This window comes from Spongiivirga citrea, assembly GCF_010671565.1.
Lineage (GTDB): Bacteria > Bacteroidota > Bacteroidia > Flavobacteriales > Flavobacteriaceae > Spongiivirga > Spongiivirga citrea.
Genome location: NZ_JAABOQ010000004.1, coordinates 486,019 through 498,210, shown reverse-complemented (window position 1 = coordinate 498,210; position 12,192 = coordinate 486,019). Strand labels below are relative to the sequence as shown.

General features: G+C 36.1%; 7 protein-coding genes. All 7 read right to left on the bottom strand.

The window, feature by feature from the left end:
* Positions 1 to 9 precede the first annotated feature (9 nt).
* Positions 10 to 1,392, bottom strand: coding sequence for a DUF1800 domain-containing protein (locus tag GWK10_RS11580; protein WP_164032526.1), 1,383 nt, complete (start codon positions 1,390 to 1,392; stop codon positions 10 to 12).
* Positions 1,393 to 1,445: 53 nt separating this feature from the next.
* Entirely contained in the window at positions 1,446 to 2,540 is a 1,095-nt protein-coding gene (locus GWK10_RS11575) for a formylglycine-generating enzyme family protein (protein ID WP_164032525.1), read from the bottom strand.
* An 83-nt stretch (positions 2,541 to 2,623) separates the two neighbouring features.
* Positions 2,624 to 3,823 (bottom strand): alginate lyase family protein, encoded by a 1,200-nt coding sequence (locus GWK10_RS11570; RefSeq protein WP_164032524.1) that lies wholly within the window; start codon positions 3,821 to 3,823, stop codon positions 2,624 to 2,626.
* Positions 3,816 to 6,254 (bottom strand): glycoside hydrolase family 2 protein, encoded by a 2,439-nt coding sequence (locus GWK10_RS11565; RefSeq protein WP_164032523.1) that lies wholly within the window; start codon positions 6,252 to 6,254, stop codon positions 3,816 to 3,818. Before GWK10_RS11565 ends, GWK10_RS11570 begins: the two co-directional genes overlap by 8 nt.
* 3 nt (positions 6,255 to 6,257) lie before the next feature.
* Positions 6,258 to 7,475, bottom strand: coding sequence for a glycoside hydrolase family 88 protein (locus GWK10_RS11560; RefSeq protein ID WP_164032522.1), 1,218 nt, complete (start codon positions 7,473 to 7,475; stop codon positions 6,258 to 6,260).
* A 151-nt stretch (positions 7,476 to 7,626) separates the two neighbouring features.
* Positions 7,627 to 9,132 (bottom strand): RagB/SusD family nutrient uptake outer membrane protein, encoded by a 1,506-nt coding sequence (locus GWK10_RS11555; RefSeq protein ID WP_164032521.1) that lies wholly within the window; start codon positions 9,130 to 9,132, stop codon positions 7,627 to 7,629.
* Positions 9,133 to 9,144: 12 nt separating this feature from the next.
* Entirely contained in the window at positions 9,145 to 12,159 is a 3,015-nt protein-coding gene (locus GWK10_RS11550) for a SusC/RagA family TonB-linked outer membrane protein (protein ID WP_164032520.1), read from the bottom strand.
* Positions 12,160 to 12,192: the final 33 nt, after the last annotated feature.

The window sequence follows — 12,192 nt, the reverse complement described above, 5'->3', positions numbered from 1 at the left end:
AGATTTTTATTAAACTAACTGAAATTCTGGCATTTTGATTATGTAATTAAATAAACGAAGTATGGCATTTTTAGCTCCTTTACTTTTTGGATCAAAATCGTATTTTAATAAAGCTTGCATATCATCCATAGTAGAGTCATTTGTTTGAAATACTAACCTTTCGCTAAACATTTTTATCACATCCTTATTGGTCTTAAGATTTTTATCAATCGCTATTGTGGGTTCATAAGTAGTCTGTTTCATTTTTTTTCTGGCAACGACAATTCCTCTTTTGTTAATATTGAATCCTCTACAGAACAAGTCTGCAACCCTGTGACGTTGTAAATAAGTCTGTGATGTCAGCCATGAATTTCCTCCATCCCAACCTTTGACATTGGGCTGATCATAAAGGTCCATACTCTGTTGTTTTAAAAAACTAACAATCGCCTTTGATTCTAATTTATCCAATGAGAGTTCATGCACTAGTTGCAACGCATAAATTAATGGGTCTTTAATCTTACTACCTGCAGTATTTTTTTCATACTCCTCGGTAAAGATCTTTGTTAGAAAAGGTTTTAGTTCATAATTCTGTTCTCTTAGATAGTCCCCGTAGTATCGTATGAGCTCATCATCTGGATTATCATAAATAAACCATTTTAAAATCTTTTTTGTAATTAAGTAAGGAGTATTTTTTTGTTCAAAAATTATGTCTACAATATCATCAGCCTTGAAGTTTCCTGTTCTACCTAAATAACTAATCACTTCGTTTGATTCCTGTTTTTTTCTGTATTTGGCGGATGCATCGCCTAGACCTAATCCTGCTAGGGCTTTAGCTCCATTTTTAATATCGTTTTCGCTATAATTACCTATTCCTAAGGTGAATAACTCCAATAATTCTCGACTTAGGTTTTCGTTAATTCTGCCTTTTTTGTTATCGGTATTATCAAGGTATTGTACCATCGCATTGCTTTTGACCATTTTTTTAGTAAGCTCTTTATAATTACCAAAAGCATTTTCTTGCAGCGTCATATGGTGCTGGTATATCCAACGTGTATTTTTTACTTTTTTGCTAGTTACAACAAAATGATTGTGCCAAAAACAAACCATTTTTTCCCGGAGTGGGTAGGGGCTGTTGCGCATTTTGTCAACCCACCAAATTTTCAATGGTATGCTATTTTGATATTTTTGCCGAAACTCTTTTTTTTTGTCAGCTGATGCGTTTCTATATGCTTTTCGAAGTTCACGTATTTCCTTTAAAGTTTCAGGAAAATCATCTAAAAACGATGGCTCTTGCCTATCGATTTTCGTCCGAAAGGATTTTTTTAAAAAGGCATTAATACCAAGCTTTTTTATTTGCTTTGATTGTCTTGAGGAGTATCCTAGGCGAAGAGACCATAAAACGGTAGTATCCATAAGTAGCGTTTTTAATACTAGTTAGACTATATAAAACGAAATAGGTTTATTCTTTATTTTGAGTTACCAATCATATCTGGAGTGGCGACTGTCCTAAAACCTAAATGTTCCGCTCCAGTATCAATGCTCGTCGCCATTCGAGCGGAAACTCTATAGCTTGAGCAATATGTGTCATGACATAAGAACGATCCACCCCGTATCGTTTTTTCTTCTGCATAAGGATTCACTGGATTATATGATTTATTTGGTCCTCGAGGGTTGTTTTTTACCTCTATTTCTTGAGCCAATTTCGTATAATAATTATAGTCGTACCAATCTTGAGTAAACTCCCAAACGTTACCCGTCATATCATATATTCCGTATGCATTTGGTTTGAAAGATTTTACAGGAGCAACTTTTTCATATCCATCTCTTTTAGTATTTAATGTTGGAAAAATACCTTGCCACGTATTGGCCATTGTATTTAAAAGTTTAGGATCATTGCCCCATGTATACACCAAATTATCTTGTCCTGCTCTCGCCGCAAGTTCCCACTCAGCTTCAGTAGGGAGTCTTCTATTGGCCCATTTACAATAAGCTAAAGCATCTTCATAAGCAATATGTACTACGGGATAGTTATCCATCTCTTTAATTGAACTGCCTTTACCATACGGATGTTTCCAATTAACACCTAACTGCCATTGCCACCATTGCGAATAATTGGTGAGATCAGAAATTTCTTTTGCATTGCATTTAAAAGAAAGTGAACCGGGTTGTAATAAAGAATCATGAGGCTTTTCTATCCCAACTGGCAACTGTTTCTTTATTTCCTCCCAATCGATTTTTCTTTCAGCTACGGTTACATAATCTGTTGCTTCAACAAATTTTTTGAACTGTTTATTAGTTACTTCTGTGATATCCATAAAAAAACCATCAACCGCTACTTTATGACGGGGTTTCTCGTCAGGTCGCGCTGTTTTGTCAGTAGTTGATGCTCCGCGCTCATATACGGCACCAGGTATCCACACCATTCCAGCGGGTGTATTGATTTTTTCTGAAGTTTCATTGGCAGGCCCCATTGAAATTGAATTAGAAGGACTTACCTCCTTACAATTAAGAATCATTCCGATGGTAATGGCCGCAATTAAATATTTAATAGTTCTAAACATTATATGTTAAAATATAAATTTAATTGAACAAGAATTATAGTTTAATTCCAATTTAACACATTGATAATATGAATGTTCACCTTTTAGTTAACCCATAGTAGTGGAAAACGAATAGGCATATTTCTGATAACCTCTTTATTATCAAAATTAGAAGGAAGTGACTCCCATTGAGATAAATATGAATTATTGTCAAAGTACAAGCCAGTAAATAGTAGTGAAGGATGTCTAACTGGCCATTCATTCCAATACATAACATCTTTTTGATAAGGCCATTTACTTTTATCGCTTATAAAGGGATATAGAAATGATACTCCCAGGCTTATGTTTTTCTTATCAGATGTAGTGAATTCAAAAAGATTATCAGATTGGGTTGAGGCAACTTGGCAAATTGCCGTCATTGCATCTAAAACAAACAAAGAATAACCATAAGGTTTTGTTCTTTCTAGTTCTTTCGGAAATGAACCATTAGAGGCCATTTGTTGGGGTAAGAGTACTTCTTTATACATGGTTCTACAGTTATTTAGCACATCTTCATTGTCAGTTAGATCAGCAAAAACGGCAGCCTGAAGTGCCCAGCATACACTGTGATTATTTCCGTTATCTCGCTCTTTGATCCCATATTCATGAGTTGTAATCCATTTTAAATAAGTCGCAAACCATTCCTTCATTTTTACAAGGTCATTTTCGGCAACAACACTAGAATTTTCTATTGCCATAATTGCTTTAGCCACTTCCATTAAATGGATCGTATCTATAATGCCTATTCCTCTGCCAGTAACTCTCCCTGAAATTGCCTGTCCATAGAGTAGGTTCGGATTCATATATGTTGCTTCATCTATAAACCACGCTTTTAAATGAGGGAGTAATAGTCTAACATACTCTTCATTTTTCGTTATAATATAAGCAGAAGCCAGCGCACCCGAAATTTGACTGAATCGAATCATCGCTTCACGGTGTGCAGTAAAATTATTAGGGTTGGTTACTCCATCTTTCCTTATGTACGGAGCCTTAGGATTTTCAGGATCAGGCCACCAGTAATCACCCTCTGAGTAAAAGTCATGTATGCCCCCGGCACTTCGTTCACAAATACTGTCTGTGACAGTAATTGGTTGCAAATTAGTATACTTTTTGGCAAGTGCTAATACACGTTCTTTTTCAATTTTTATAAGATTGAAATGTGTTTTCTTGTTAGAATCTTTACATTGATTTAAAAGAAAAAAGGCAATAGTAATTACAAAGAAATATTGGTTTTTGGAGACATTATTTATTTTGAAATTAGTCATCAAGTTTTATTGTTAAAAACGTTCCTTTAAAACTTTGATTTAATACAGTTACTTCGATTTCTTTAGCATCTTGTTCGGGTATGATTTCAATTGCTGCTTTTCCATTAGCCATAGCGATTACTTCACTGCCAGTTGGAGTACCTTGACTTCTCAAGGTTTTCCCGCCGGTCAAACATTGAAAATAAACTTTGTTTTCATAATCCAAGCAACGTAGCCCATTACCGTCAATAGCTGTGGCGGTAACAAGAATATTTCCGTTACTTAATTTTGAAGATGAAAGGATGAGTTCCCTAGCTTTATCATTTTTAATAAAACGGTAGTTAATTTCTAATGTGTCATTTACCTTTTTACCATTGCGATCAGTACCAATGGCAATTAAGGTATTTTTACCTTCTTTAAAGTTAAGTGTCCAGTTTAAACCTGCCGCGGGAAATTTTTTAGTATCTCGTTGTTTGGTACCGATACTTTTTCCGTTTAAGGCTAATTCAACATCTGGGCAGTTACTATAAACACTAATATCTCGGGCTAGTTCTTTTGGTCCTTGTCGTTCTGTCCACGTATGAGATTCTATATATGCAAAAGGCTCTTCGCTCCAATAACTCTTAAAAACATAAAAAGCATCTTTGGGGTCGCCATTACGATCAACCAATCCTTTTTGATTTACATACGGTATATCGTTTTCTGGTCGAAGTGGAGTACCAAAGTCTTTAAATGCCCATTGCGCATTACCAACAAAGGACGAATCATTTTCTGTTATTCTTAAATGCCAATCAAATAAATCTACAATGTAATTTTCACTCCAATCACCAATTTGAGCAATGTTGGCAACTTTGGTTTGTACGATAGCTTCTTCCCAACCATCTGCTTTTATAAGTCCTTCACCTGTTATAGGGTTTTCGGTATGGCGCCCTACATGGCTAGAACCACCATATTCAGTATGTATAAAATGAGGGTATTGCTTTTTGTATAAATCGATTGCTTTCTGATAACTTTTATAACTACCTGAATACCAGCCTGACCAAATAGAAGGAGAAAAGACATCAACAATATCAGCACCTTCATAATATTTTCTTATTGCCGTTTTTCGAGTCGGGTCTAATTGGTGAGCAATTGAATTTAATTCCCGCAAATAGGTATTTATTTTTTCTCGATCATCTCCGTTTTCAAAATCAGGCAACCAATAAATTTCATTACCCAAAGACCATAGAATAATACTAGGATGATTATAATTTTGGGTTATAATCTCTTTTAACATCGTTTTGGTATTAGTCTTCCAAGTTTCATTGCCAATGCCCCCGCGACACCACGGTAACTCATCCCAAACCAATAGCCCAAGTTCATCACAAGCCTTATAAATTTCAGGATCCTGAGGATAATGAGCTAATCGCACAAAATTTGCTCCCATTTCCTTGATAAGTTCTATATCCTTACGGTGTTGACTGTTGCTCATTGCTGCTCCAACACCAGCATGCTCTTCGTGTCTGTGAGTTCCTCTTAATAATAAACGTTTACCGTTTAAATAAAAAGCACCATAATCTTTAAACTCAAACCATCTAAAACCTACACGATCAGAAATTTCGTCAATAACTGTTTCCTTATTTTGTAGTGATACCGATAGGGTGTAAAGGTTTGGAGTTTTTGTATCCCAGAGTTTAGGGTTCTTTATATTAGGAAAGTCAATTTCTGCTATTCCATTGGATACTGTAAAACTATTTTGTGATACTACATTACCTTTATTATCAGAAAGTACTGCTTTTACTTCAAGACTGTTGTTATCATTGGTAGAATTTGTTATTGCAACAGTCGCCTTCAGCGATGCGCTATCTTCAGATACCGTTGGAGTAGTGATTTTTAGATTGTTTAAATTTGTTTTAGGTATGGTTAAGAGCCACACATCTCTTGTGATTCCTCCAAAAATGAAGAAGTCACTTTTTTGTGATGGGATTACTTCTGGGTTATAACCATTATCAACGCGAACTAATATTTCATTATCACCATTTTTTACTTGGTTGGTAATATCGATACTAAAACCTATATATCCGCCAGTATGACCTCCAACCTTTTTTCCATTTACATAAATTTCACTAGTAATATTTACACCTTCAAAGTACAACTGATATAGTTGATCAGTGTTAATAGAGGGGATGTTTAAGTCCTTTTTATACCAGCTCGCGCTTCGTCTATAACCGGCTTCTGTGTCGGTTGCATCAAGTGCATTCCAGGTATGTGGTAAACTTATATCAACCCAGTAATCCTTTTCTAAAGCAGCGCTTAAATTTGTAGTATTATTCTCCAAATACAACCAGTTTTCGTTGATGTTAGTTCTGCTTCTTTGACCACCTTTTTGATTAGTTGCTGAATTGCAGCTTAGTAGGAGCAGACTAACTATAATTAACGCTGTGAATTTTATAGGAATGTTTCTAGATATCATTAGTTATAAATCTTTTAGTCTTAAAGCCGTTTGCAAAAAGTAATAATCACCATATATTATTGGTTCGTCCATTTCTGATTTCTGTGAATAGTCCCCCGAGCTATGATCTAGGATAAAGGGTATTTTCATTTCTTTTGGTAAAATATAATTGGTAGATCTTAAGCTATTAAGCACTTTTTTGCTGTAGTTTAAATAAGTTTGATCTTGGGTGTATTCATAAAGTTCTACAAGGGCTGAGGCTGTTATGGCAGCTGCTGAAACGTCTCTTGGAGAATTTGGTATTGCGGGATCATCAAAATCCCAATATGGGATACCGTCTTCAGGTAAATTTTTATGATTTATAAAAAAATTGGCTGTTGCCTTTGCCTGTTCAAGGTACTTAGGATCTCTTGTATACCTATATGCCATTGTAAAACCATTGATAGCCCATGCCTGTCCTCTTGCCCATGCTGAATCATCATTAATACCTTGGTGAGTTACTCTCATTCGGACATCTCCAGAAATAGTATCATAATCTAATACATGCCATGTACTATGGTCTGGTCTGAAATGATTTTTTAATGTGGTATTCGCGTGTATAACCGCTAATTTGTGGAAAGAACTATCTTTTGAAATTTTTGTTGCTTCAAATAGAAGTTCAAGATTCATCATATTATCAATTATAACAGGAAATTGCCATTTCTCTTTACCAAAGTCCCATGAGCGAATACTCCCGATTTTTTCATCAAATCGCGTACTAAGTGTTTGGGCACTTTTAACTATTATATCCTTGTAATCGTTATCATTATTGTGTTTTAGACCGTTTCCGAAACTGCAAAATACTTTAAAACCCATATCGTGGGTTCTATCATTAAACTTTTCTTTTTCGATAAAAGCGGTCCATTCTTCTGCTTTTTTTTTGAATGTTTCTTCCCCTGTTAATTCGAATATTTGCCAAAGCGCTCCTGCATAAAAGCCACTGGTCCAATTACTGGAGGGAACTTTTTTTATTGTTTTGTTTTTAGGATTATAGCTTCTAGGGAAGGCTGTGGAATCAACTTGATATTTTAAAAATTGTTGATATCTAAGTGCTAAAAGAGAGTCAATCGTTAAGGGCTGATCATTGTTTTCCTCATAACTTTTGTTCTTACCGTTGCAAGAAATAAATAGATAAATGGTCAAGACACAAAAAATGAACTGAATTATTTTAGATGACTGTATGCGATAATTAGACTTTATCATGTGGCAAAAGTGAAATTAGTATTTGCAGCAGTGTAATGTATCCTGAACTGTGCTGCCTAAATTTGAAGTATGATGGAGCTAAAAAAGGCGTATATTATTTAAAAGAATACACGCCTTTAAACTCAAATAATCTATAAAAAACTCTCTCTTCTTAGTATCCTGAATTATTAGGTAATAAATTGGGATTTCGTTCTAGTTCATCATTGGGTAATGGAAACAAGTAATCCCTTGCTGGATCAAAATTTGGTTGGGGTTCAAGACCAGTAGGGCCAAAAACTTCATTACCAAGTTGACGTCTCTTAATATCATACCAACGCTTAAATTCAAAAGCTAGTTCCCATTTGCGTTCTTCAATTATCAAATCTCTAAACTCATCTTGCGACAGCCCTGCAACGACATCCTCTGGGAAAGCGCCTCCGTTTCGAGCGCGGGCTCTAACTCTATTAACATAACCCGCAGCTTCTGCCGATCCTGGACTAGTTTCATTTAGAGCTTCGGCAGCAATTAGTAAAACTTCTGCATAGCGCATTAGGGCATAGTTTAAACTAGAACCACGACCATTGCCAGCTGAAGTCTGACCAGGAAAACGAGTATATTTTGCGATGTAGGCGCTTTGAATATTTCTTGAATCAAAATCAGGAAATTTTGAGAACGGCTCAACAATTCCATCAAAAATACCGGTGGTATCTAAGCTTACAGCTTTTCTGTAATCTCTTCCGTCCCAAGTATTGTATACTTCGATTGTTGGTACAGCAACGGACCATCCTCCGCCAATATTTCCTTTTTCGTTTGCTCGAATTCCGGTTAAAGCGGGTGTATAATCTCTACCTGTATTTCCATCACTAAAGCCATTAAAGTCTAAGTTTAATAATGGTTCTTTAAGTGATCCTTGCACATCGGCATTGAATAAATCCTGAAAATCTGGTGTAAGTTCAAGCTCAAAAGTACCTTCGTTATCAATTACGAACTTTGCCTCAGCGTATGCATTAGAAAAATCACCAATTGTTAAATATACTGAGGCGAGAAAAGCAGCCGCAGTGGCCTTAGAGGGCAGTGCCCTTGTAGGTTGGACATCTGGTAAATTTGACTTCGCTTCTAACAAGTCACTAATAATGTTTTGGTAAACATCTACAGCCGAAGTCTTAGAAATAGTTCGCGCTTCTGCAATGTTATCAACTGGCCTGTCTAAATAAGGAATATCACCAAATAAACGTACTAAATGATAATAAGTGTATGCCCGAAAAAAATGTGCCTGTGCCTTGATAGGATTAACTTGTTCGGCAGGAAAATCTAAGCCCTCTGCAGCCAAAATGGCTTCGTTTGTTGCTCCAATGACTAAGTACGCTCTAGGCCACAAGGCCGTTACCATACCATTATCATCGGCCATTGTAAAATTATTTACGTCCTGTCTTCTTCCAGGAGTTCCTTGATCTCCAATAGATACCATATCGCTTCGCAACATAATTGGTAATGATAACTTACGCCCCCAATAGGCCTCGGTTGCCATACTACCTATTGCACCATTAATAACGGTTTGTACGTCTTGTGGTGACTGGAAAAAGCCATCTGGAGCGAGCTGCCCTTCGGGTACTTCTTCTAAATCAGAACAACCTGTAAAGAACAATAATAACAGGCTTAAATATGCGAGATTTTTCATAATGACTTTAAATTAAAATTTTAAATTAAGTGATAATGTGTAAGACCTGATATTGGGGTAGCTACCATAATCAAAACCAAGATTAACATTGTTATTTTGATTGCCTTGACTTTGATAACTAGCCTCTGGGTCAGTACCAGGAAAATCAGTGAACGTCAATAAATTTTGACCACTTAATGAAACTCGAAGTCCTTGTAGTCCAAATTTGCCTATCACATCTGTGGGTAAATTGTATCCTAACGCAAGGTTTTTAAGCCTTACATAACTTCCGTCATACACAAAACGTGAATTTATTCGTTTTTCACGTACTTTTGCCGATGGAACATTTGTGTTTGTATTAGCAGGCGTCCAAGCGTTTAAAACCTCGGTTGTAGCATTTGATTCACCAGAAGCCAGTTCCAGAAAAGTGTAACTAAAAATATCTCCACCTATTGCGCCTTGAAAGAATATATTAAGGTCAAAATTCTTATAAGTGAAGGTATTGTTAAGTCCAAAAGTCCAATCCTGATTAGGGTCACCTATTATTTTGCGATCATCACCTGTAATTATACCATCACCATCAAGATCGGTAAATAACTCATCACCCGCTTCGGCACCTTCATATGTACCTTGGCCAGCTGGTACAGCACCACCCTGATAGACTCCTTGATATTCATATCCCCAAAAAACACCCACAGCTTCGCCTTCACGTAATATATGTGTTTGATCTTGTAAAAATGAACCTGGAGCAGAGTCTAAGAAAATATCTTCACCATTAATCAATTTAACTACTTCTACTTTATTGGTAGCCCAGTTTAAGTCTGTTGACCATGTAAAGTTGTCATTTGCTACGTTTAAAGAACTGATAGTTATCTCAAATCCTTTATTATTTATTTCGCCTACATTTCTTAGTGATTCTAATCTCGAAAAACCAATGTATTCTGGTGCTCCAGAGTCACCAAGAATAAGATCTTTAGTATCAATATTATAATAGTCTAAAGTAGTTGTTAAACGATTATCAAAAAATCCAAAGTCGACCCCTATATTAGTTTGATAAGAAGACTCCCACTTTAGGTCTGGATTGGCAAGTTGCTGTGGCACTACTGCGTTTACTGTTTGATCACCGACAGCAGCATAAATTGCATCTAAACTCGCTAATGACTGATATGGATTAATTGAAGGGTTACCAGTTACACCGTAACTAGCACGTAGTTTAAGGTTTGATATTGTATTACTTTCACTCAAAAACTCCTCATTTGAAATATTCCAACCAATAGCACCTGATGGGAAAAATGCGTATTTGTTATTTTTCGCAAAATTAGAAGCACCATCACGTCTAGCAGTAAGAGTTAGTAAATAACGATCATCATATTCATAATTAACACGTGCGAACTGTGATACGATCTCACTTTCGGTTAAATTAGATACTGGTGTTTGGACATTTGATCCAGCAGCTAGATTAAAGTACGATACACTATTACTAATAAAGTTTTGAGATTCTGCACTATAACGCTCCCTTCGTGTTTTTTGATATGAATAACCCAATAATGCGGTAAGACTATGTTTGTCAAAATCTTTATTATAGGTAAGATAGTTTTCAGAAAGTATATCGGTTCCTTTCAATGATTCAATACTCGCGATACCGCCTTGACCACTTGCCTGACCGATAAGGGTACTTGGTAAAAACCGCCCTCTGGTGCGATTCACAGTACTAAAGCCAAAGGTTGTTTTAAATGATAAACCATCAATTAATTCGTAGTCAGCATAAAAGTTAGCGCGATAGTCGTCAGTTGTCGTATCGTCTACACTTTCACGAGCGATAGCGACTGGATTGTCAAATTCATCACCTACTGGATTTGTAGTATTTACTCCATTAGCGTCTTGTATTGGTTGATCTGGAGCGAATCGATAAGCAGTAGATATTACATCTCCGCCACCGCTACCACCACTACTAGCCTGACTTTGTACTCCGTTTTTATTCCCGCGATTCGCAAATGAATTAAAACCTAACTTCAACCTATCAGTTGCTTGAATGTCAATATTACCTAGGAAAGAAAAACGTTCAAAATCAGAATTGATTACAATTCCATCTTGCTTAAAGTAATTTCCAGAAACGTAATAATTTATTTTATCAGATCCTCCCGAAAATGAAAGCTGGTGATTCGAAACACTACCAGTTCTATAAATTAAATCTTGCCAATCTGTATCAACAGGGCCTTGTGTATAAGCTGGGTTAATTTGTTGACGGTAGTTGGCAAACTGGTTTGCATTTAATAAATCTAAGGTTTCGGTTATATTTTGTATCGCATAAGAAGAATTTAATTCTATTTGCATTTTACCTTTAGTCCCTTTTTTGGTTGTAACAAGAATGACACCGTTGGCACCTCTTGAACCATATATTGCGGTTGCAGAAGCATCTTTTAATACTTCTATAGAAGCTACATCATTAGGTTGAGGTATTGAACCACCAATAAAACCATCGACAACAACTAAAGCGGCACTACTTGCACCAATAGAAGTGTTACCTCTAATACGAATATTAATTGGTGCACCTGGCTCACCACCGTTGTTAGATTGTACAGCAACACCTGCAGCACGACCCTGCAGTGCTTGTTCGGTACTTAAAACAGGGAATGCAGAAAGCTCTTCTGATTTTACCGAGGATACTGATCCTGTTATATCTGATTTTTTTGTAGTACCGTAACCGATGACCACAACTTCATCTAGATTTGCTGCATCATCTTCTAGTTGTACATTAATAATGGTATTTGAGCCTACATTAATTTCTTGTGTCTTAAAGCCAATATAACTAAATACAAGAATTGGGTTGTCTCCCTCCACTTGAATACTGTAGTTTCCATCAAAATCTGAGGAAACCCCAATTGTTGTTCCTTTAAGAACAACATTTACACCTGGAAGTCCAAAACCATCATCTTTGGTTGTTATTTTTCCTGTAATGGTCTTCTGCTGTGCATGCAGTATAAGACCAAAAAAAAGCAAGAATAGAGTAATACATATTCTAACTGGTTTAAATTTGTTTTTTATCATTTGATAATTGTTTAGTTTGTCAACTAAAATGAA